Origin of the sequence: Octadecabacter antarcticus 307 (genome assembly GCF_000155675.2) — a bacterium.
In the GTDB taxonomy this organism is placed as follows: Bacteria; Pseudomonadota; Alphaproteobacteria; order Rhodobacterales; family Rhodobacteraceae; genus Octadecabacter; species Octadecabacter antarcticus.
Window position 1 is genome coordinate 4228772 of record NC_020911.1, and the last position, 21511, is coordinate 4250282.

The 21511-nt window shown below is 54.6% G+C and carries 21 protein-coding genes; 13 read left to right on the forward strand and 8 right to left on the reverse strand.

Annotation, left to right across the window (positions count from 1 at the left end):
• Positions 1–20: 20 nt before the first annotated feature.
• Genes OAN307_RS21585 through OAN307_RS21600 form a run of 4 tightly spaced genes read right to left on the reverse strand, consistent with a single transcriptional unit; the run spans position 21 to position 4006 of the window.
• Positions 21–1100 (reverse strand): ABC transporter ATP-binding protein, encoded by a 1080-nt coding sequence (locus OAN307_RS21585; protein ID WP_015501605.1) that lies wholly within the window; start codon positions 1098–1100, stop codon positions 21–23.
• Positions 1097–1918 (reverse strand): ABC transporter permease, encoded by an 822-nt coding sequence (locus OAN307_RS21590; protein ID WP_015501606.1) that lies wholly within the window; start codon positions 1916–1918, stop codon positions 1097–1099. The genes OAN307_RS21585 and OAN307_RS21590 overlap by 4 nt, the downstream gene beginning before the upstream one ends.
• 4 nt (positions 1919–1922) lie before the next feature.
• The gene (locus OAN307_RS21595; RefSeq protein WP_015501607.1) at positions 1923–2846 is read right to left on the reverse strand and encodes an ABC transporter permease; all 924 of its coding nucleotides are present in this window, start codon (positions 2844–2846) and stop codon (positions 1923–1925) included.
• Between the two features lie 38 nt (positions 2847–2884).
• The gene (locus tag OAN307_RS21600) at positions 2885–4006 is read right to left on the reverse strand and encodes an ABC transporter substrate-binding protein (RefSeq protein ID WP_044045074.1); all 1122 of its coding nucleotides are present in this window, start codon (positions 4004–4006) and stop codon (positions 2885–2887) included.
• 238 nt (positions 4007–4244) lie between these two features.
• On the opposite strand from OAN307_RS21600, the gene OAN307_RS21605 reads away from it, so the two are divergent.
• From OAN307_RS21605 to OAN307_RS21615, 3 genes are read left to right on the forward strand one after another with little or no spacing between them, the layout of a single operon-like run.
• Entirely contained in the window at positions 4245–5585 is a 1341-nt protein-coding gene (locus OAN307_RS21605) for a flavin monoamine oxidase family protein (protein WP_015501609.1), read from the forward strand.
• Positions 5586–5607: 22 nt separating this feature from the next.
• Entirely contained in the window at positions 5608–7083 is a 1476-nt protein-coding gene (locus OAN307_RS21610; protein WP_015501610.1) for an aldehyde dehydrogenase, read from the forward strand.
• 10 nt (positions 7084–7093) lie between these two features.
• A complete protein-coding gene (locus OAN307_RS21615) occupies positions 7094–9553 on the forward strand; it encodes a GcvT family protein (protein ID WP_015501611.1) in 2460 nt (819 codons plus the stop codon).
• A 10-nt stretch (positions 9554–9563) separates the two neighbouring features.
• Here the strand turns inward: OAN307_RS21615 and OAN307_RS21620 are convergent, their stop codons facing one another.
• The 4 genes from OAN307_RS21620 to OAN307_RS29215 form a co-directional block, all read right to left on the reverse strand.
• The gene (locus OAN307_RS21620; RefSeq protein ID WP_015501612.1) at positions 9564–10841 is read right to left on the reverse strand and encodes a flavin monoamine oxidase family protein; all 1278 of its coding nucleotides are present in this window, start codon (positions 10839–10841) and stop codon (positions 9564–9566) included.
• Between the two features lie 203 nt (positions 10842–11044).
• Positions 11045–11383 carry a hypothetical protein gene (locus OAN307_RS21625; RefSeq protein ID WP_015501613.1) on the reverse strand — a complete coding sequence of 113 codons (339 nt, stop codon included), beginning with the start codon at positions 11381–11383 and terminating at the stop codon, positions 11045–11047.
• A gap of 50 nt (positions 11384–11433) precedes the next feature.
• Positions 11434–12099, reverse strand: a complete 666-nt coding sequence (locus OAN307_RS21630) for a TorF family putative porin (protein WP_015501614.1) — start codon at positions 12097–12099, stop codon at positions 11434–11436.
• Positions 12084–12428 carry a hypothetical protein gene (locus tag OAN307_RS29215; protein WP_015501615.1) on the reverse strand — a complete coding sequence of 115 codons (345 nt, stop codon included), beginning with the start codon at positions 12426–12428 and terminating at the stop codon, positions 12084–12086. The genes OAN307_RS21630 and OAN307_RS29215 overlap by 16 nt, the downstream gene beginning before the upstream one ends.
• A gap of 842 nt (positions 12429–13270) precedes the next feature.
• On the opposite strand from OAN307_RS29215, the gene OAN307_RS21640 reads away from it, so the two are divergent.
• The 10 genes from OAN307_RS21640 (at position 13271) to OAN307_RS29505 (ending at position 21508) form a co-directional block, all read left to right on the forward strand.
• Entirely contained in the window at positions 13271–14365 is a 1095-nt protein-coding gene (locus OAN307_RS21640; RefSeq protein ID WP_015501616.1) for an ABC transporter ATP-binding protein, read from the forward strand.
• A 58-nt stretch (positions 14366–14423) separates the two neighbouring features.
• Complete coding sequence (locus tag OAN307_RS21645; protein ID WP_044045076.1) at positions 14424–15467, forward strand: ABC transporter substrate-binding protein; 1044 nt, start codon at positions 14424–14426, stop codon at positions 15465–15467.
• A gap of 51 nt (positions 15468–15518) precedes the next feature.
• Positions 15519–16760 carry an ABC transporter permease gene (locus OAN307_RS21650; RefSeq protein ID WP_015501618.1) on the forward strand — a complete coding sequence of 414 codons (1242 nt, stop codon included), beginning with the start codon at positions 15519–15521 and terminating at the stop codon, positions 16758–16760.
• A gap of 3 nt (positions 16761–16763) precedes the next feature.
• Positions 16764–17612, forward strand: coding sequence for an ABC transporter permease (locus OAN307_RS21655; protein WP_015501619.1), 849 nt, complete (start codon positions 16764–16766; stop codon positions 17610–17612).
• Positions 17613–18028: 416 nt separating this feature from the next.
• Positions 18029–18283, forward strand: a complete 255-nt coding sequence (locus OAN307_RS29485) for a Rieske (2Fe-2S) protein (protein WP_217564402.1) — start codon at positions 18029–18031, stop codon at positions 18281–18283.
• Between the two features lie 204 nt (positions 18284–18487).
• Complete coding sequence (locus OAN307_RS21660) at positions 18488–19546, forward strand: FMN-binding glutamate synthase family protein (RefSeq protein ID WP_245540921.1); 1059 nt, start codon at positions 18488–18490, stop codon at positions 19544–19546.
• Positions 19547–19597: 51 nt separating this feature from the next.
• Positions 19598–19885 carry a Rieske (2Fe-2S) protein gene (locus OAN307_RS29490; protein ID WP_217564368.1) on the forward strand — a complete coding sequence of 96 codons (288 nt, stop codon included), beginning with the start codon at positions 19598–19600 and terminating at the stop codon, positions 19883–19885.
• Positions 19846–20166 carry a thiamine pyrophosphate-binding protein gene (locus OAN307_RS29495; protein ID WP_217564369.1) on the forward strand — a complete coding sequence of 107 codons (321 nt, stop codon included), beginning with the start codon at positions 19846–19848 and terminating at the stop codon, positions 20164–20166. The genes OAN307_RS29490 and OAN307_RS29495 overlap by 40 nt, the downstream gene beginning before the upstream one ends.
• A gap of 349 nt (positions 20167–20515) precedes the next feature.
• Positions 20516–20716, forward strand: a complete 201-nt coding sequence (locus tag OAN307_RS29500) for a hypothetical protein (RefSeq protein ID WP_217564370.1) — start codon at positions 20516–20518, stop codon at positions 20714–20716.
• 78 nt (positions 20717–20794) lie between these two features.
• Positions 20795–21508 carry a thiamine pyrophosphate-dependent enzyme gene (locus OAN307_RS29505; RefSeq protein ID WP_217564371.1) on the forward strand — a complete coding sequence of 238 codons (714 nt, stop codon included), beginning with the start codon at positions 20795–20797 and terminating at the stop codon, positions 21506–21508.
• The last annotated feature ends 3 nt before the right edge of the window (positions 21509–21511 follow it).

Below are 21511 nucleotides of genomic sequence, written 5' to 3' on the forward strand. Positions count from 1 at the left end.
TAGTAGCGTTAATTTCAGGCTCAGTCCGTTAATACAACGACCGCATCCTCGTTCCAACTCAACCAGACCTGACCGCCCGCGCCACTTTCCACATCGCGCATCCGTTGCGCGTTCTGCGCAGACACCGCAATGGGCCGATCCAGACCTTCCAGACGCACAAAATAATGGCTCCGCTCACCCAGATAAGCCGCCGACTGCATTTGCCCGCGAACATGGGGCCCATTCTTTGGTTTTGCGCTGGTCAGCCGGATTTTTTCGGGCCGGATTGCAATTTGCACCTTCGTTCCATCCGGTTGTTGGGCTTTATCCCGCGCAAGGCTCAGCTTGCCCAAACCTTCCGCGTCCACTATCGCGCCGGACGTTCCATTCAGATGCAGCGTCGCGTCAAAAAAATTCATATTGCCGATAAAGCTGGCGACCTTGCGGGTTGATGGCGCTTCATAAAGTCCCTCTGGCGTGTCCACTTGTAAGACCCGTCCATCCGCCATCACCGCGATACGGTCCGACAGAGTCAGCGCTTCTTCCTGATCATGGGTCACAAAGACAAACGTAATGCCAACCGAGCGTTGCAAATCGCGCAGTTCCAGTTGCATTTGTTCGCGCAACTGTTTGTCCAACGCCCCCAGCGGTTCATCCAGCAACAGCACTTTAGGCTTGAGGATCAAAGCGCGCGCCAGCGCGACACGCTGCAGCTGCCCCCCCGACAACTCGTTGGAACGCCGCGTGCCATAGCCCGGCAAGGCAATCTGATCGAGCATCTCATCGACCATTCTGTCCATCTCTGCGCGCGACTTCTTCAGACGGCGCAATCCATACGCAATGTTGTCTCGTACATTCAAATGTGGAAAAATGGCATAGTTCTGAAACACCATATTGATGGGGCGGTGATGGGGAGCGACATCTCTCATTTTCTGGCCATCGATGACAATTTCGCCTTTCGTCAGACCCTCAAAGCCAGCAATCATCCGCAGCAACGTCGATTTGCCAGACCCAGACGCGCCAAGTAACGAAAAGAACTCGCCCTGCCCTATCTCCAGTGAAACATCGCGTATCGCCTTAACCCGACCAAAAGATTTGCTAACATTCTGGATTGAGATCATTTGAGGTCCTTGGATTGCAGGCCCGTAGGCGTTGCACCGATTTGGCCCAGTTTAAGGCTCGCAAAGATCAGCAAAAAACTGAACGCCAAGATGAGCGTTGCCAACGCCAGCAACGAAGGGAAGTCAGACGGAAACCGCAATTGGCCCCAAATATACATCGGCAGCGTAATCTCTGGGCCACTTAGGAAAAAAGCCATAAAGAATTCATCGAACGAGATCGTAAAGGTCATCAGCAGGCAAGCCAGAATGCCGGGGCGGACGTTTGGGAACGTCACGCGCCAGAATGTCCACCACGGGTTTTCCCCAAGGTCAGCCGAGGCTTCTTCGATCGAGCGGTTGAACCCTTCGAAACGGGGCAGAAGCACCGCAATGGCATAGGGAAGGCAGATCACCATGTGACCCGCCGTGACCGTACTAAGCGACAGCGTCATGCCCAGCTGGTTAGCCAGAGACAGTAGCGCGACACCAAAGATGATACCAGGCACCACCAATGGCAGCATCATGAACCCGACGATGGGTCTCTTGCCCGGCATCCGGTAGCGCGCAATAGCCATCGCAGCCGGAACGGCCAGAAGCGTTGACAGCAACGAAACAAAAATGCCGACTTTGACACTGTTGAAAAAAGCGCGCTGCAATGCTGGACGGTCGAAGAGATCCCTGTACCAATCTAAGGTGAACCCTTCGAGAGGGAATTTTACAAAGACACCTGAATTAAACGAAAAGATCGGAATGAAAATGATCGGCAGATACAAGAAGATCGCAAAGATGATCGCATAGAGCGTCAGTAAATAATTATTGTCCCTAAATAATTTTCTCATGCCGTCACCTCCGGATCAGTCGACTAAGGCCAAAGAACACCAATCCAGCCATAGCGATGGCAAAGATCATCACAACCGACAATGCGGCACCAGCGGGCCAATTATTCATTGCACCGAAATTGGCCTGAATCAGGTTTCCGACCATCATGCCATCGGGCCCACCGACCATCAGCGGCGTGATGTAGTCGCCAACTGTTGGAATGAACATCATGAAAAATCCGGCAAGAACGCCGGGCAGCGATAGCGGAAAGGTGATCCGCCAGAACCGCCGAGCTGGGCTGTCACCCAGATCCGCTGCCGCCTCTAGATAGGATTTGTCGATCTTTTCGAGGCTTAGATATATCGGCAGGATTGCAAAGGCCGCCCAAGAATGAGCCAGAACCAACGTCACGGCTGTTTGACTGTAAAGCAGCGCCGAGATAGGTTCATCAATAATCCCGACCCACATAAGCGCGGTGTTCAGGACACCCTCGTGGCCCAGCACAACTTTCCAGGCAAAGACCCGCAAAAGATAGCTGGTCCAGAACGGCAGCGTCATGATGATCATCCACATCACCTTGTTGCGTTTGACGCAAAAAGCCACGTAATACGCCATCGGATAACAAACGATGATCGTGAAAACTGTGGCATATGTTGCCACCGTCAGCGACCGAAAGATCAGCACGCGGTAAATCGGCTCTTGGGTCATCTTGATGTAATTGCCCGCTGAAAGGGTGGTATCGACGTCGTAACCCGATACCGACCACAGGCTCATCGTAAACATCGTTATCAGCGGCACAGAAATTGCCACCAACATCAACATCAGGGCGGGTGACAACAAAAGGTAGCCGCGCAATACGGTTCTGCGGTGGAGCACGCGCGCCACCGCCCCGACAAACCCGACAATCGGACCCGCTCCGGGGTCATTTCGCCGCGCAAGGCTCGTCATTTGCGCACCGCAATGCAGATTTCAAGTGATCGCACTATCTAGAACCCCAGCTTGATTTTTTCCCAGGTCTCGGTCATTCGTCTGTCCCACTCCGCCGTCTGCGGAGTGCCGAAATGCCCAGCGTCAAGCACGTCGGCAGGATTGCGTGCAAGACCAAGATTCTTGAGCTCGTCGTCAGAGAAACTGTCGAACGCTTTGCGGTTCACGCCGCCATAGCCGTAATAGCGCATATTAAAAACGGCTGCGGACTCGCTGATCAGCGAATCCAGCACATCGTAGGCACTGTCGAGCTTCGGAGCCTCCGCGTGCAGCATCATCCCACACACCCACGTCAACGCACCTTCCTTGGGCTGCGCGAAGGCAATCGGCACATCCTGTGCCTGCAACGTCACCACGGATGAATTCCAAGCCATCGACGCGACGATTTCGCCTGCCGCAAGCGCGGTATCCAGCGATGTGGTGTCGTCGGTGTACATGCGAATGAGAGGACGCTGTTCGCGCAGGACGGCCGAAATTCTCTCGAACGCCGCATCGGTATGAATTTCATCAAACGCCACACCCGCCTTGATCGCAGCACACCACCACACGTCACCGCCAGCACCCAGACTGCCCAGTTTCCCAGCATAGCGCGGATCCCACAGCATATCCCAGCTTTCCTCTCCCTCCAGTTCGAAAAGGTCGGTACGATACGCGACAGACGTCTGGCCCCACTCGAATGGTACAAGCCAAGGCTTACCGTCTTGCATATTAAATGGCAGATCATAAAGATCGGGTATCACATCACCCCAATTCGACAGGCGCGATGTATCTACTGGTTGGAACAGACCGGTGCTGGCCCAGCGCGGAACATCTGTCATGCAGGGATGGGCAATATCAGCCACAAAACCGGAACTCAGCTTGTTGATCGCCTCCTCTACCGATCCGTACGTCGAAAAGTTTGGCAATTCGCCATGCTTTTCAACGTATTCCTCAAAGTAGTCGGGGATATCGAAACCGCCCCATGTAAAATAGGTCGCATGATCCTCGGCCGCGGCACGTGATCGGCTTGGAAGTAGCGGCATCGCGACGGTGACAAGGCCTACGGACATTAGCGATTTATTGAAGGCTCGGCGGCTCATCGTTCCTTCGCGCAGTGCGCCAAGTTGATCAAGTACATCCATGCTTTGTAAACTCCCATTGCGCGCCCCAATATGCGCCCACATTTATAAAAATGCCTGATAAACAAAGACTTATAAAATATTCTTGCGTGCGTTTGGGTGCGCGTCAGGAACCTTATTGAACGTCCATTCAATCAATGGCTTGTAATTTGCGATGAGTCAAGTCATGAGTTAAGCAAGATATTATTGCACGGTGGGTCACGTGTAATTTGGGATTTTTTAATCGAGAAAGACGAGAAATATGACAATCTCCAGCAATCGATTTACGCGTCGCCACGTAATGTCTGGCTTGCTGGCTTTGCCGGCGGCACCCGTTCTGGCACAAAACCTACCAGCCAACCCCGACGTGGTTATCATCGGGGCAGGCGCTGCCGGCATGTCGGCGGCACGCACGCTTATGGCTGCCAGCAAAACCGTGGTTGTGCTGGAATCTGCAGCGCGCCCCGGCGGGCGCGCCTTCACCGAAAGCAGTACTTTCGGCCTGCCCTATGACCATGGGGCCGCGTGGATTTCCGCCGCAAGCCAAAACCCGTTCAAACAAATAGCCGCAGAAAACGGCTTTACGTTACTGGACCACGCATCGGCGGACAGCGCGTTGTTCGTTGGCGACAGGCGGGCGTCGGGCGCAGAAATCCAGCAGTACAATAGCGCTTGGGCTGCAATGGCAGCAGGTATGGACGGTGGTTCCTCCAGTGGGCAAGATCTTGCTGCATCCACCGTTGTGCCCCACGGCATGGCATTCGGTGGGACGACCCATGCCTGGACGGGCGCGATGGATTACGGCGTCGACATGGACCAGTTGTCCACCGGTGACTGGTATCGCGGCACCGGTGCCAGCGGCAGTTTTTTGGTGGCCGAAGGGTTGGGCAGCGTTGTAGCAACACTCGCAGATGGCGTCCCGATCAGACTGAACACGCCTGCAACACATATTGACTGGCGCGGGAGCGGTGTGCGCGTGCAGACACCCGACGGCACAATTTCCGCCAAAGCCTGCATCGTCACGGTCTCAACCGGCGTTTTGCAGGCGGGCAAAATTGGCTTCAGCCCTACCCTGCCACAAACGACACAGGATGCCATCGGCAACCTACCCATGGGTCTGCTGGTCAAGGTTGGGCTGCAATTTGATGATACGCGACTGGGGTTCAACCCCAACGAATGGCTGGCCTATGACGTTGATGATACGATTGCCACCCCCGCATGCTTTTTTGTCACTTGGCCGCATGGCTACAACTACATGATGGGCAATATCGGCGGACGTTTCGGATGGGAGCTTTCTGCCCAAGGCCCCAACGCCGCGATTGATTTTGCCTTGGGCGAAGTCGTCAAAATGGTCGGCAGCGATGCGCGCAAGGCGTTCATCAAGGGCCACATGAGCGATTGGGCCGAAAACCCGAACACACTGGGGGCATACGCGGCGGCTAAACCCGGCCACGCGGATGCCCGCGACGTGTTGGCCGCCCCCTTCGGAAACCAAGTATTCTTTGCGGGCGAAGCGGTCGGCGGTAGCCACATGCAGTTGGTCAGCGGCGCCTACATGAGCGGTGAACGAGTCGCCAGAACCCTGCTGGCCGACGTTCTTTGAATTGACAAAAAGGTATTGAACCATGACGGATTACAAGAAAATTGCCGCCTCTTTAGGTATGCCAACGCAGTGTTTTATCGACGGCAAGCCGTATCGCGCGCACAGCGGCGCGGTGTTCGAGACACGAAACCCCGCCAATGGCGACCTTCTGGCCACCCTGCCTTTCTGTGCATCCGTCGATGTGGACGTTGCCGTGGCGTCGGCGCGGCGCGTATTTGAGGCTGGTGACTGGTCGGCCCAGCACCCCTCAGCGCGCAAAGCTATTCTGTGCAAACTGGCTGATCTTATCGATGCCAATACCGATGAACTGGCGGTCATGGAAACGCTGGATGCTGGAAAACCCATCGCTGATTGCGCCGCCATCGACGTGCCCGAAACCGCCGCTTGCATCCGCTGGCACGCCGAAGCGCAGGACAAGATTTATGACCAGATCGCCCCGTCTGCGCCGGATGCTATCGGCCTCATCGTGCGCGAACCCATTGGCGTCGTCGCCGCTGTACTGCCGTGGAATTTTCCACTGATGATGATGGCGTGGAAAATCGGCCCAGCGCTGGCAACTGGAAATTCTGTGATCGTGAAACCTGCTGAACAGACCAGCTTGACGGCCATTCGCATTGCCGAACTTGCGCTTGCGGCAGGGGTACCGCCCGGCGTGCTGAATGTCATCACCGGCATGGGCCCCGTTGTGGGTGAACCGCTGGGTCGGCATATGGATGTGGACGCGCTGACCTTCACCGGCTCAACCGCAACGGGGCGGCGGTTCTTGGAATACGCCGCGCAAAGCAACATGAAAGAATGTTGCCTTGAGATGGGTGGCAAGAGTGCTGCGGTCATTTTGCAGGACGCGGGCGACATTGATGCCATTGCAAAAATTCAAGCAAATGCGATTTTCTGGAACATGGGTGAAAATTGTACAGCAAACAGCCGGATCATCGTCCACAAAGACCGCTACGATGAACTGGTCAGCGCCATGGTGAAACAGGCAGGGACTTGGAAGATGGGCGATCCGCTTGACCCTGACACACAGAACGGGCCGCTGATCAGCGACGAACATATGGAAAAGGTGGCGGGGCTGGTGCAAAGCGGCAAAGCCGCCGGCGCGCGTGTGGCCTACGGCGGTGAACGCGGCAAAGGCCTACTCTTTCAACCCACTGTTTTTGCAGATGTCACGCGCGACATGGAAATCTTTAACGAAGAGATTTTTGGTCCTGTGGTCGCCATCACCAAAGCCAACAGCGACGATGAGGCGGTTGAGCTGGCCAACGCAACCGCCTATGGCCTCGCCGCAACGCTGTACACCCGCGACATCGCCAAGGCGCACCGCTACGCGCGCAAGCTCAAGGCTGGAACAGTTGGCGTAAATGCCTATTCCGAGGGTGAGATTTCAACGCCCTTCGGCGGCTTCAAGGCGTCGGGTTTTGGCGGACGCGACAATGGCATCCACGCGCACGAACAGTATACTGAACTTAAGACGATCTGGATCAATCTGGACGGTTGAAGGAATACCAATGATACAAGACCTGCCGACACATGTGCAAACCGTCATCGTGGGCGGCGGTTCAATCGGGTGTAATACCGCCTATCATCTGACCAAGCTGGGACACACCGACGTCTTGCTGCTGGAACGTGACAAGCTGACCTCGGGCACCACATGGCATGCCGCCGGGTTGGTCGTGGCGGGTATCCTGAAATCCGAGGCGGAGTGTGAAATCTACACCCATGGCCGCAAACTTTATGCAGAACTGGAGGCTGAAACCGGTTTGTCGACAGGGTTTCGCGACGTAGGCTACCTGCAAATTGCCAGCAACGAAGAACGAGTACATGAATTGCGTCGCATCGCGCCGTTCATGCGCCATCACGGGATCAACCTACATGAAATCTCGCCAACACAAACAGCCGAATTATTCCCCATCGCGGACCTAAGCGACGTCAAGGCGGGGTTCTACATACCCGAAGATGGCCGCGCCAATCCTGTCGATCTGACAATGTCGCTCGCCAAGGGTGCGCGTATGGGCGGTGCGCGAATAACTGAAAATGTCACCGTCATTGAAATTCTGACCAAAAACGGCGCCGCCACTGGCGTGCGCACATCCGACGGCCAGACGATTACTTGCGAAAACGTCGTCATCTGCGGCGGTATGTGGTCGCGGCAACTGGGTGCTGCGGCGGGGATCAATCTCCCCCTACAGGCAGCCGAACACTATTACCTGATCACCGACAACATCCCCGACCTGCCCCGCAATCTGCCAGTACTAGAGGACCCGTCGACTTATACCTACTACCGCGAAGAAGTCGGCGGGCTGATGCTGGGATTGTTCGAGCCAGGTGCGGCAGCCTGGAACCTTGACCGTATCCCGGACTCTTTTGCATTCGGTGAAATTGAACCCGACTGGGACCGGGTCGGGCCCCATCTAGAACGTGCCTATTCCCGCGTACCCACCGCGATGGACGTCGGCGTGCGCAAACTTTTCTGCGGGCCAGAAAGTTTCACACCAGATCTGGCACCGCTGGTGGGCGAAACGCCTGAACTGCGCAATTGCTTTGTTGCCTGCGGAATGAATTCACTGGGCATCCTGAACGGCGCGGGCACCGGTATGGTACTGGCGCACTGGATCGTCGCTGGGATGCCGCCCATCGATGTCACTGCGATTAACGTCAACCGCTTTACCCGCAGCGAAGCAACACGCGCCTATCGGTGTGACCGCACACCGGAACTTCTGGGCAAACTCTTTGGCCAGCACTATCCAAACGAGCCCCCCAAAACCGCACGGAACGTAAAACGGTCGGTTCTACATGATCGGCTGGCTGATGCTGGGGCGTATTTCACCGAAAGCAGTGGCTGGGAAACGCCTGATTGGTTCGCGCCAACGCCGCAGCAGGCGAAAATCGAAACCCACAGCTGGTTTCGTGAACATTGGTGGGACTGGCACGCGCAAGAACACCGCGCTGCGCGCGAAGACGTCATCGTCATGGATATGTCGACCATGTCGAAATTCATGGTCGAAGGGCGTGACGCCTGTGCTGTTTTGAACCGGTTAAGCTGTAATGACGTGGACGTGGCGGTGGGCCGTGTCGTCTATACTGCATGGACCAATGAACGCGGCGGGTTTGAGGCTGACCTGACAGTCACGCGACTGACGCAGGACCGGTTCATGGTCGTTGTTGGTGAAAATTCGCACGGACACACCGAAATGCGCCTGCGCCGCACGATCGGGGCCGATGAACAGGTCATTGTTTTTGACGCAACCGCCGGCATCACGCAGATCAACGTACATGGCCCCAAGGCGCGCATGCTGATGGAAAAGCTAACTACTGCCGATATGTCCAACGACGCGTTCCCGTTCATGTCAGCGCAAGAAATCGACGTGGGCTACAGTGTCGTATGGGCCTACCGCGTGACGTTTGTAGGTGAATTAGGCTGGGAATTACATGTGCCCGCGACCCAAGCGGCGCAGGTCTACGATCTAATTGTGGATTCGGGCCGCGATTTTGGTTTGCGAAATGCCGGTATGCAGACACTGAATTCGCTGCGCTTGGAAAAGGCCTACCGCGACTTTGGGTTGGATGTCGACAATACCGACAACCCAATAGAGGCGGGGCTGGGCTTTGCAGTAAAGCTGGACAAACCGAATGGATTCATCGGCCGCGATGCACTGGCAGCGATCAAGGACCGCGGCGTGCCAAAAACGCGGATGCTGCAATTTCTGCTTAAAGACCCGGAATCGCTGCTGCATGGCGCCGAAATGATCTATCTGAACGGTGACGTCGTTGGCTACCTTCAGGTCGGGGGATACGGGCACTCGTTGGGGGGTGCGGTCGGAATAGGATTTGTCACGTTGGACAAACCCCTTACAGCGCAAATTGTTGAAAACGGTATCTGGCATGTTGAAATCGCTGGCGAACAGGTTTCCGCAACTGCCTCCCTAAAGCCGCTGTATGACCCAACCATGTCAAAAGTGAAATCATGAACGCCAGATTCTAAATCAATGCAGCAGCAGCGCGAGCGGTCATCAGCGCGCCGTGAACCGTCCCCGGATGGTCGTGTGATGTGGCTTCGCCCGCAAAAATCAGCCGGTTGTCCCAGTCACTGCCAAACAGATTGCGGCGCGTTTTGGCTTTTGTACCGACGGGCTGAAACGAATAGGCCCCTTGCGCAAAAGGATCTTGCCGCCAGCGGCTAACCTGATAGCTGATTGGGTCGGGGATGTTGTTGCCAAACATCGACCGCAACGACACCATCGCAGCCTCAGCCGTGGCCGCATCGTCAAGCGTCTCCAACGTCTCGGCAGGTGCGGCGGCGTTAAACCCGACCAACAGCGGAACCCCTGTCGCACCACTAAAACTTGCAAATTCAGGAAAAATCCCCGGCTCGTGCCCGTCGCCATTGGCCAAAAAGTCGATCCAGTCGATGTCTTCCGGCCAGAAGATGCGATCAAAACGCAACCAGCATTTGTTGAGCAATCCCATCTCAAGGCGATCAATCGACTTTTGCCGCTTCTTGTTTAATGGCGCACCAAAAGTGATGTCACCGGATTTCAAAACCCCCAACGGCAGTGTCACGATGATCTTGTCGGCTAGATAGGTGGCTTTGGATGTCACCAGTTTGACGCCACCCTCCGTAGGGTCCAGCCGTTGCACTGTCTCCCCCAGTTGAATGTCCAAGCCTTTTGCAAGGTGGTTCATCAGCTGTGAAAACCCCCCGGGCAGAACAACATCGCCACCCTCAAAATCGTCCGCATCATCGAAATACCACGCCGACATTCTTGACCAATCACCTGAATATTCGTGTTCGATACGCGTATGGATCGCCAGCCGGATCAACCGGCGCTTTTTCGGTGACAGAGTGGCCCACTGGGGTGAGCGTTCGACTGCGTCCTTAAGCGACATGTCCTCATCGAAATCATCAACGGCGTCCCGCGCCGCTTCGACGATGCACTCAGCCTCGCGCGCGACGTCCTCAAAATCAAACGTACCGCCCGCCGCATCGTAGCCTGCCATGCCATCGTAACTTGTGGCCGAACGCGCGGCACCCACCCTGTCCGCCAATTCCGTCACCGGATTACCTGTGACACCATGGATCCAGCTTGAGCCCATATCTACGGGCAGATCCGGCCAAAGGTCACTCGTCCACGACCGCCCACCGATCCAGTCACGCGCCTCAATAACAGTGACTTCGGTTCCTGCATCCGTAAGCGCACGCGCGGCCCCGAGGCCTGCAACCCCTGCCCCAAGAACAATAATGCGACCTGTAGACATGGACTCTCCTTCACTTATGTTTTGACTTCGAAAACTGCCAACCGCGCCGACACGAAAATGAAACGTGCTGCCCAAACGAAAGCGCGTCAGGAACAGGCGTTTCAATTTCAAGCCCGTCGGCTTATGATCACTTCATCCAAAATGAACGTTTCGGTATTCGGAAAATCAAACTCCAGATCCTGCCTGCATCACCTGCAAACTATCTAATTGATCGTCCAGGTATACGAGCCGTCCGAATACGTGCCGCCCCCCATGGACGTGATCAGGCCACAATCCAACCCGGGGTCATTGACGAACCTCTCGCAGACTTCGTTGCCGCGTACTTCCCATGTTCCGGTATCGGTGCCGTAGGTGGTATCGTCATATTGGGTTGTGCCATCGGCGGCGTAACACTGCGTTCCAATCGATGGACCAGTGTAAGAGACGCATTTGCCCGCGTGAAGGTCCATAAACTGCTGGCCCGTCAACGTCGCTGCAATGGCGGGGGCGGACATGGCGAATACCGCAAAGGCCACCGGTGGAAATAGGGTGAGAATTTTCATCTAAATGTCTCCTGTTTTGAGTATCGGGTATTTATATCTGCAATCTTTTATCAGAACGCATAGGCCACTGTTGCGGTGAGGATGCCATCGGTCACGCCCACGCCTGCGCCATTATCGTCCGCACCATGATACGTCAGATCGACTGAAACCGCATCGCTGACTTCATAGCTGCCGCCGACGGACCAGTAGTTCCATTCGCCGTAATTCGTGCGCACATCGCCATAAGTCGCAGACACTGCCAATCCCGCAATGTTGGAGTAGTAATCGACAGTCAGCGCGATATCGTGTTGTTCGTAATGCGGCGCGTTGCCGTAATAGACCGTCGCGTACAGGGATGGTGTGACTGCATAGCCTGCGCTTACATAGTATTCTTCATAGTCCACAGCCCATGTGGCGTTCTGATAGAAGTAGTAGGCGACGCCAATATCATAATAGAACTTGCCAATATCACCGGCTTTGCCGAGGTATAGATCGACACTGGAGTCTGCGCCCGAAAGGTCTGGCGATAGATTCGATCCGAAGGCACCGAAGTAAAAGCCTGCGTAAGCAGCCTCGGCGTAAATCTGCAAGGCGGGCCCATCTGAAAGCTCAAACCCTTGCGACATATATTCTGACGTCAGTGCGATGTTGGCAGAAAAGGTCAACTCTTGGGCAATAGCTACTACGGGCAGGCCCGACAAAAGTGCAATCGTCGCTGAATTCAATACAGTCCGCATAGTTTAATTTCCTTTGGTTGGTTTCGTTGATTTGGGTTAGAGACTCTTGATTTCTCAGGTGGTGGAGGCGATTCAGATGGCCCTAGTCTCAGCATTCTGTCGTACGTATGGCGGCCAATATCGCGCCCGCCGCGCTTCGATGCCTTTTCGCCCCAGCACGACGTCGAAATCTCGCCCTCATCGTTTACGCTGACTGTGCTGGCCTCATCCTCAAAATGCTCATAGCGAAAGAGGAACCGAACCTTGGGGTCCGTGTTCAGCGGATCACGCGCAGTGGGAGTCTGATCAGAAAGCTGCCTGCACATCGCAATTTCTTTGTCATCAGTCACTCAGACATCCCCTGCGTCATTGGGCGATCTTTACTTGCCCCAAAGACGTTTCTAAATATCCTATACTGAATAATCATTCAATCAAGTAGAAACTGAAACAGGCCTATATGTGTGGCAAACGGTACGTCACCAAAGAGCGATTATTCGTGCCCACCCGTCAGACTATACGGGTGAAAAGGCATCAACAATTATGGTATTTATTATAAATTAATCAGGTACTTAGAGGCGTGCCACGGCCCTCTCTCAAATCCCGTAGAAGACTAGAGAGCCACATCCTGATAAGTGATCAAAACAGTTGAAGACAAATCTTACGTAGGCTCGCGGATGCAAAGCTGAGAGTGGAAGCGCAAAGCGATAATGTCACCCTGGAGCAATTCAAAAATCCGATTCTGCTGCCGATGAGACAGGCCGCGGATCAGGCAAATGGCACATTCGCCGAGATGAGGATTACCTAGGAATTACTTGAGATATAGGCGATTGAAATGACCACCAGCAGCATTGCCCCCTCTCATGCATCTAAACATGCACTATTGGGCAGAGGATAGGCCCATGCTGCCTGATTTGCCCTACCGGATCGCCGAGATCAGGAGATCGACAAATCGCGGATATCCAAATCCGCGCTGCCATATTTACCAGCTTCACCACGCTCGGCATCCCACACATCATGACCGGAGGATGTGTCCTTCATGGATAAGGGGAAGCATGGACTAAGACCGTTTTGCGAGGCAAAGCCTTGCGGGCCAAAACGTCCACCCCTTCAATCACGGCTGTAACGCTACGTTGTTGTCAAATTGGGCGACACCTGCTTAACTTCAAATATTGTCTTGGGGTGATTTAGCAAAATGAACGAAATTGGACCGGATACTTTTCTGCGTTTTGACAACGTCAAGAAAAGCTATGACCAGAAATCCCTTGTGGTCAAAGGGTTCGATATTGACGTCCAAAAGGGTGAATTTATTACCCTACTTGGACCGTCCGGATCTGGCAAAACCACTGTTTTGATGATGCTCGCTGGATTTGAAAGCGTCACGTCTGGCGATATTGCGATCGCGGGCAAGTCGATTAACAAGACAGCCCCGAACAAGCGCAATATCGGGATGGTCTTTCAAAACTACGCCTTATTTCCGCACATGACAGTCGCCGAGAATCTGGCCTATCCGCTTACGGTGCGAAAATTGCCAAAGGCCGAAATAAAAGACCGCGTGGCGGAATATCTTAAACTGGTAGAACTATCGGACTTCGGCGACCGCCGCCCCGGACAGCTATCGGGTGGACAAAAACAGCGCGTGGCCTTGGCGCGCGCGATGATATTCGAACCCACGTTGATCTTGATGGACGAACCCCTCGGCGCACTGGACAAAAACCTTCGTGAACAGATGCAGTTTGAAATTACGCGCCTGCACAAACAGCTTGGGTTTACGGTTATCTACGTCACCCACGATCAAACCGAGGCGTTGTCGATGTCGGATCGGATCGCGGTGTTCAACGACGGAGTCGTGCAACAATGCGCGCCTCCTGCCGAACTTTATGAACGTCCCGTAAATGCCTTTGTCGCGGATTTCATCGGCGAAAATAATTTTGTGTCCGGCACAATCGTGGACATTCAAGGCGACACAGCGCAGGTGAAGACCGATTCAGGTACGATCATGACGCAGATTGCTGCGGGCTTAACGACTGGTGGTGCATGCAAGGTGTCGATCCGGCCCGAAAAGCTGTTCATCCATCCGACCACGCATGCCCATGACAACGCCCTGACCGTGATGTTTAACACGCGAATCTACGTAGGCGATTTCATCCGCTATTATTTCAAACTGCCTGACGGGACCGACATCATCGTCAAGGTTTTGAACGACCTTTCCGCGCCGGAATTCGACGACGGCGCGATAGCCCAGCTTTTGTCGCTGGCCAAAGATTGCATCGCCTTTCCAAAGGAATAGGCGGCCAATGGGTAAACTGGGGCCCAACAAAATGCCCGGACACGATAAGGAGAAACCGATGAAGAAACATCTGACGTTACTTGCCACCTTGGCGCTGACTGCCGGCCCACTGATGGCACAAGACCTGACTGTCACATCGTTCGGCGGCGCGTATGGTGCCGCCCAACAAGAGCATATGATTGATCCGTTCATGGCCGAAACTGGCGTGAACGTGTTGTTCGAAGACTACGGCGGCGGCATCGCTGAAATGAAGGCGCAATTCGAAGCCGGCAATATCCTGTGGGACGTGGTCGATATTGAGGTCATCGACCTCGAACGTGCCTGTGCCGAAGGCTACCTTGAAATCCTTGACCACAGCGTCCTGCCAGCCGGCGACGACGGTGTCGCGGCTGCGGATGATTTCATTCCCGACGCGCTTGCCAACGAATGTGGCGTCGGCAACATCGTGTGGTCCGTTGTTTTCGCGACCAACACCGACAACGGCCCCGGCCCAACGACCATGGCCGAATTCTTTGACGTCGAAGCATTCCCCGGCAACCGTGGCCTGCGCAAGCGTCCACAGGTGAACATGGAATGGGCGCTGATCGCTGATGGCGTCGCCCGCGAAGACGTCTACGAACTGCTCGCGACAGAAGAAGGTCAGGCGCGTGCGTTTGCCAAGCTCGACACGATCAAGGACGATATTGTTTGGTATGATAGCTGGTCACAGGCCCCCGTTTTGTTGAACGATGGTGGTGCGGCCATGGTGCAATCTGCCAACGGTCGTATCTTTGCAGTCATCGAAGAAGATGGCGCACCGTTCGAAATCGTCTGGGACAGCCATGTGTACGATCTTGATGTCTGGGCGATCATGCGCGGCACCGAAAACCTGGATCTGGCGATGCAGTTCATCCAGTCCGCGACCCGCACAGTGCCATTGTCTGGTATGCAGGACGTGGCCTATGGTCCGACCCGTCGTTCCGCACAGGCGCTTTTGTCGGATGAGGTAAAGGAAAACCTACCGACAGCGCACCTCGATGTAGGTCTCAAGGCTGACGGCATCTTCTGGGCTGACTTCGGCGAAAGCCTTGGTGAGAAGTTCAACGAATGGCTTCTGCAGTAAGCCAATTTTCCCCGCGCTGTTTTACGGCGCGGGGATGACATAAGGCATAACATGAACAGTATATCCCACACCTTAGACCCCGACGACGCCCGCAATGCGGCGCGCGAAGTTCGCAAGCGCAGGCTGCAGGCGTTCCTGTTCGTCGTGCCCCTGCTGGTGTTCATTATGTTTGCGTTCGTGGCCCCGATCACGACAATGCTGTACCGCAGCGTCCACAATCCAACCGTCGCAAATCTGGTACCTGAAACATTGGCCGCACTTGAAGAATGGTCAGGCGAAGGGATGCCCGACGACACCGTTCTGATCCAATTCGCAACTGACATGAAACGCATGGCGAACGAACGAACGTCCGGTCAGCTGGCCGATGAAATCAACCGTGCCCTACCCGGCATGTCGAGCGTCGTTAAATCCACTGCTCGCACCTTACGTCGCGTCGAAGACTCAGATCTTTCAGCCAATGGCGCCACGTTGTTACTTGCGGCGAACGACCGCTGGTCCGATCCCGCCACATGGCGTGCGGTGCGCGATGCGGGGCCGACTTATTCATCCAGCTACTATCTGACAGCAGTCGACATGGAACGCACCACGGACGGCGGAATTGCCCCACGAGACACGCAGATTTACAAACAACTGTATACCAAGACCCTAAAAATGGCCCTTATCATTACGATACTGACCATTTTGTTGGGCTATCCGCTTGCGTTCTTTATGGCGCACGCGTCCAGCGGGCTGGCGAACTTTCTGATGGTGTTTGTGCTGCTGCCGTTTTGGACATCGCTGTTGGTGCGCACGACGGCTTGGATCGCGCTGCTACAAACGAACGGTGTGGTTAACTCGACCCTCATTGCGTTGGGAATTACCGATCAACCGATTGAGATGCTTTATACCCAATTTGCGACCATCATTGCGATGACGCATATCCTGTTGCCGTTCATGGTTTTGCCGCTTTATGCCGTGATGCGCGGGATCGACAACAGTTTTATGCGCGCCGCCATATCGATGGGCAGCCGCCCCCTTGGTGCCTGGTATAAAATCTACCTCCCGATGAGTTTACCTGGCCTGTCTGCGGGTGCGCTTTTGGTTTTCATCATTTCAGTCGGGTATTACATCACGCCCGCCTTGGTCGGCGGCGTCGACGGGCAGATGATTTCAAACATCATCGCTTTCCATATGCAGCAATCCAACAATTGGGAACTTGCAGCAGCGCTCGGATCGCTTTTGCTGATCCTGATTTTGGTACTTTACTGGTTGTTTGACAAATTTGTCGGCACTGACAACATCAAGCTGGGATAGGTCATGAAACGCTTCCCTGAATATTATTCATTCTGGCACATCACAGGTCACTACGGTCTGCGGGTCACCGCATTTCTGGTGCTGTTGTTTTTGATGTTGCCGATCCTCGTCATTATGCCGTTGTCGTTCAACTCCCAACCGTTCTTTACCTTCACCGAAGGCATGTTGTCGCTTGATCCTGACGCCTATTCGATGCGCTGGTATCAAGAAATTATTGACGACCCAAACTGGCTTCTTGCGATACGAAACAGTTTCATTGTCGGCACCATCGCGGCGATCATAGCCACGGTTCTTGGCACACTGGCCGCCGTCGGCCTGTCATCGCAGTGGATGCCGTACAAACGTCTCATCACCGCGCTTTTGCTGTCGCCAATGATCGTACCGCTCATTATCATAGCGGCGGGCATGTTCTTTTTCTACACGCAATTCAATCTCGTGGGGACATTCACAGGCCTTATCATCGCCCACGCGGCATTGGGCGTGCCATTTGTGATTATCACTGTCACGGCCACGCTCAGTGGGTTCGATCGATCCTTATTTGTTGCGGGTCTCAGCCTTGGCGCGTCACCTGTCAAGGTGTTTTGGGACGTGGTCATCCCGCTGATCCGGCCTGGCGTTATTTCAGGCGGGCTGTTTGCATTCGTCACATCGTTCGATGAAGTGGTTTTGGTACTGTTCCTTGCAGGGCCAGAACAACGAACAATCCCAAGGCAGATGTTCTCGGGTTTGCGCGAACAGATCAATCCGACAATTCTTGCAGTGGCGACCCTGTTGATCGTGCTGTCCGCCGCCTTGCTTTTCACACTCGAAGCCCTGCGCCGCCGATCCGCAAGGTTAAGCGCGGGAGGATAGAAATTTGGCCAGAACCGCGGCAAAAAATTAGCTCGTATTCAGTGGCACCGACCAGAGTTACACCGCCACGGGCAAACGCACAGGCGCGCTAAGTCTGCAGGTATGACGTCTGATAATTACGAAGGTGTCGGCGCGTTTGCGTTGGCTGGCACGGCCACATATCGGGGCGGTTCTCATCGGCGGCAATTGCGAACAAGGTCAGTGTTCTTTCCATTTAGGGCTACCCCTGCACTCGGTGCAATCGCCCATCTGACAAAGCCCATACTTGGCTTGACCCTCGCTAGTCTTTTTGGCCTTCGCCCCTTGGCTGGTTTGGCCCGCGTTGGTTAGCGACGGCACCATATGCGCTTTTAGTTATGGAAAACCCGACACATTTCACGACGCCTGATTAAAGGAAATCTTATGAAAAAACATCCATCTTCCAACTCAACGACTTAGCAGACCACAAACCAGAATACGCCATTGTGGGCGAAGTCGACCTCGTGATCGTTCGTTTCGACGAAGCGGTTTCGGTTTTCTACGGATGTTGCCTGCATCGGGGTGCGTTAATGTCAGACGGGCATGTGCGTGGGAACGATCTGATCTGTGGTGTTCATAACTGGGATTACCGATTGGACAGTGGCGTGTCCGCCTACGCCAAAGATGAGAAATTGCCAAAGTTCAAATCGTGACTTGAGGGCGACGATGTTTGCGTCGATGCGGATGAGATTAACGCATGGGGTCTTGCCAATCCGCAGCCCTATAACCGAAACGCCTATCTTGGGCTGTACGCTGATCCCAGCCACGGATCGGATGCCGAGCCCTACAATGGGTTGATACAAAGCTATGCAAAGTCCGGCCTGTCGAAAACCGGCCACCACGGCGTTGTGGAATCTATGGGTGTTCCGCGCAATGAATTGCCGGATTGGAATGATATCCAGCTGCTGCCCGCGCAATTGTTTAAGCCGCCCCTGTTGGACGATGACCCCGTTGGAACCGAGGTGGTGATTGGGCCAAACCCACAAAAGTTGCTGAAACTGAAAACCCCGCTGTTTGTGTCTGACATGAGCTTTGGTGCTTTATCGCAATCAGCCAAGGTAGCGCTCGCGCGCGGTGCCGAATTGGCAGACACCGGAATTTATTCGGGCGAAGGTGGCATGCTGCCTGAGGAACAGTCCGAAAATAGCCGCTACTTTTACGAACTGGCCTCTGGTCGGTTCGGGATAAGTTGGACCGGGTTCAGGCGTTCCATTTTAAAGATGGCCAAGGGGCTGGAACCGGGGACATCAGCAATATCTCCACCACGTTTTCATGAATGGACCGGGGTGAGCCAAATCAAAGAATTCGCTGACGAAGTGCGGGATAAAACTGGCGGCGTTCCTATCGGCTACAAGCTCTCTGCGCAGCATATCAAAAAGGACATCGATGCAGCGTTGGCTGAGGGCGTGGACTATGTGATCTTGGATGGTCGTGGCGACAGCACAGGGGCCGCGCCAATTATCTTCCGTGACAATATATCAGTCCCGACGATCCCTGCCTTGGCCCGCGCGCGACGTCACCTTGATAAACTCGGGCGCAGCGACGTGACGCTGGTCATCACTGGCGGCCTGCGTAAGCCAGCTGATTTCATCAAGGCAATGGCCTTGGGGGCGGACGCGATCGCGGTGTCCAATTCAGCGATGCAAGCAATCGGGTGCCTTGCGATGCGGGCCTGCCATACACACAACTGCCCTGTCGGGATCGCGACGCAAAAACCACATTTGGTCAACCGATTGGTGGCCGAAAAATTCGCCCAACAGTTGGTGAATTTCTTCGTGGCCAGCGTTGGATTGATGCAGGTTATGGCGCGGGCTTGTGGGCATGATCATCTGTCGAAATTTAATGCCGACGATCTGACAACTTGGAAAAAGGACATGGCCGCAATTTCGGGCGTGGTCTTTGGTGTTGTGGCTTAGATAGGACAGAACATGGATCAGAAAACCCTCGATTGAATTTCTGTGGGCCACGTGCAGGACCTTCCGGAGGGTCGTGTCAAAACGGTCACCGCGCGCACGACATCGATCTGTCTGGTGCGTTTTGACGGGCACTGGTCCGCAATGAACAATCATTGCCCACATCAGAAAGGTCCGCTTGGCGAAGGGGCTATTGAAAAGGGGCTCGATGATAAATGCTGGATCAGGTGTCCTTGGCATGGATGGGATTTTGATCCGCTTACAGGCAAACCACCCGGCGGGCTCGAAGACAGCGGCCAAAAATGTATCCGCTCGACATCCGCGATGGTGAGATTTTCGTAGGTCTAGAAGCTGAACCACCGCATACCCACACCGTCACAGATGTCATGGTAGAGACGATGACAAACTGGGGCGTACAATCAGTTTTCGGGATGGTGGGGCATTCCAACCTTGGTCTCGCTAACGTGATCCAAAGATCGGTAATCGATAAAAAGCTTAAGTATTACGGTATCCGACATGAGGGGGTAGCCGCATTTGCAGCATCGGCCTATGGCAAACTGACTGGGAAACCTGCGGCTTGTCTGACCATCGTCGGGCCGGGTGCGACCAATCTGATGACATGAATATGGGACGCGAAAGTCGATCCCGCACCAGTTTTAGCCCTGACCGGACAAGTGCAAACGCAGGTCTTTGGGCCGGGAGCGTTTCAGGCAGTCGCGCACTTCTCGCAACCGGTGCTTAGCACGTCAAACCACGCAGAACTAATGTCGCTGGCCTGCAAGAACGCAATCGTCAATCAAGATGTGGCGCATTTGATTTTCCCTGACGATGTGCAAACGCTTCCATCTGACAAACCCGCAGGCACGCCCATCGGTCGGATGAGCGGCACACGGGTCACTCCAGCGGAAGATGAAATTGAAGCAGCAGTGGCGCTTTTGAATTCAGCAAAGCGACCAATGATTGTGGTTGGCCATGGCGCTTACGGTGCGCGCGCAAATCATCGCTCTTGCCGAAAAGATCGGCGCACCTGTTGTGACAACGTTCAAAGCCAAAGGGTTGGTGCCTGATCGCCATCCGCTAGGCGGTGGCGTGCTTGGGCGCTCTGACACACAAATTGCAAGCTGGTTCATGAACGACGCAGATGTTCTGGTCGCTTTTGAAGCCAGTTTTTAAAATCATACTGGGATCGCGTTAAAGCAAAACATCATTCAGTTAGACTACGACCGCATGCAGCTTGGGAAGTTCCATCCCGTGAAGATCCCTGTTTGGGGCGAGGTTGGCGTATTCTGCGATGCTGCTGTCGACCGGATCAAGCCCAACGCTGACGCCGCAAACCAAATCCGCGAACTTGCCGACAGCTGGGCCATGTGGCGCGACGAAAAACATCGTCGTCTTGCTGAGGAGCACGGAGAGGGTATTCATTCGTTTGCTGTCTTTGAGGCGCTTGGAAAGCTGGTGCCCGACGACACGATCTTTGCTGTTGATGTGGGCAATAATACATATTCCTTTGGCCGCTATCTTGAAACCAAGGGCACGCAGCGGGTGCAGATGTCCGGTTATCTTGGCTCTATCGGATTTGGGTTCCCTGCGGGCATGGGTGCGTGGGCAGCAACACAAGATTTGACAGAGTTCAAAGGACGCAAGGTCGTGTCGATCTCTGGCGACGGTGGCTTTGGCCAATACCCGATGGATTTCACCACGGCGGTCAAATACGGCATGGATGTCACTCATATCCTTTTGCACGACGGACAACTTGGCAAAATCTCAAAGGAACGACGTTCGGGCGAGTGGCCAGTTTGGGAAACAGATTTGCAAAACCCATCGTTCGCAGCGTTTGCAAAGCTATGTGGGGGACATGGCCAAAAAGTGACCAAGACCAAAGACATCGCCGATGCCATTCGAAAAGCCCTCGCGGTGGATGGCCCGGCAATGGTCGAAATCATGACGGACGCGGAGTTGGTGTAAACC

Coding starts and splice junctions, on each gene's coding strand:
- OAN307_RS21585 (WP_015501605.1), bottom strand. CDS start 1,100: ATGATCTCAATCCAGAATGTTAGCAAATCTTTTGGTCGGGTTAAGGCG.
- OAN307_RS21590 (WP_015501606.1), bottom strand. CDS start 1,918: ATGAGAAAATTATTTAGGGACAATAATTATTTACTGACGCTCTATGCG.
- OAN307_RS21595 (WP_015501607.1), bottom strand. CDS start 2,846: ATGACGAGCCTTGCGCGGCGAAATGACCCCGGAGCGGGTCCGATTGTC.
- OAN307_RS21600 (WP_044045074.1), bottom strand. CDS start 4,006: ATGGATGTACTTGATCAACTTGGCGCACTGCGCGAAGGAACGATGAGC.
- OAN307_RS21605 (WP_015501609.1), top strand. CDS start 4,245: ATGACAATCTCCAGCAATCGATTTACGCGTCGCCACGTAATGTCTGGC.
- OAN307_RS21610 (WP_015501610.1), top strand. CDS start 5,608: ATGACGGATTACAAGAAAATTGCCGCCTCTTTAGGTATGCCAACGCAG.
- OAN307_RS21615 (WP_015501611.1), top strand. CDS start 7,094: ATGATACAAGACCTGCCGACACATGTGCAAACCGTCATCGTGGGCGGC.
- OAN307_RS21620 (WP_015501612.1), bottom strand. CDS start 10,841: ATGTCTACAGGTCGCATTATTGTTCTTGGGGCAGGGGTTGCAGGCCTC.
- OAN307_RS21625 (WP_015501613.1), bottom strand. CDS start 11,383: ATGAAAATTCTCACCCTATTTCCACCGGTGGCCTTTGCGGTATTCGCC.
- OAN307_RS21630 (WP_015501614.1), bottom strand. CDS start 12,099: ATGCGGACTGTATTGAATTCAGCGACGATTGCACTTTTGTCGGGCCTG.
- OAN307_RS21640 (WP_015501616.1), top strand. CDS start 13,271: ATGAACGAAATTGGACCGGATACTTTTCTGCGTTTTGACAACGTCAAG.
- OAN307_RS21645 (WP_044045076.1), top strand. CDS start 14,424: ATGAAGAAACATCTGACGTTACTTGCCACCTTGGCGCTGACTGCCGGC.
- OAN307_RS21650 (WP_015501618.1), top strand. CDS start 15,519: ATGAACAGTATATCCCACACCTTAGACCCCGACGACGCCCGCAATGCG.
- OAN307_RS21655 (WP_015501619.1), top strand. CDS start 16,764: ATGAAACGCTTCCCTGAATATTATTCATTCTGGCACATCACAGGTCAC.
- OAN307_RS21660 (WP_245540921.1), top strand. CDS start 18,488: ATGGGTGTTCCGCGCAATGAATTGCCGGATTGGAATGATATCCAGCTG.
- OAN307_RS29495 (WP_217564369.1), top strand. CDS start 19,846: ATGTATCCGCTCGACATCCGCGATGGTGAGATTTTCGTAGGTCTAGAA.
- OAN307_RS29500 (WP_217564370.1), top strand. CDS start 20,516: ATGGCGCTTACGGTGCGCGCGCAAATCATCGCTCTTGCCGAAAAGATC.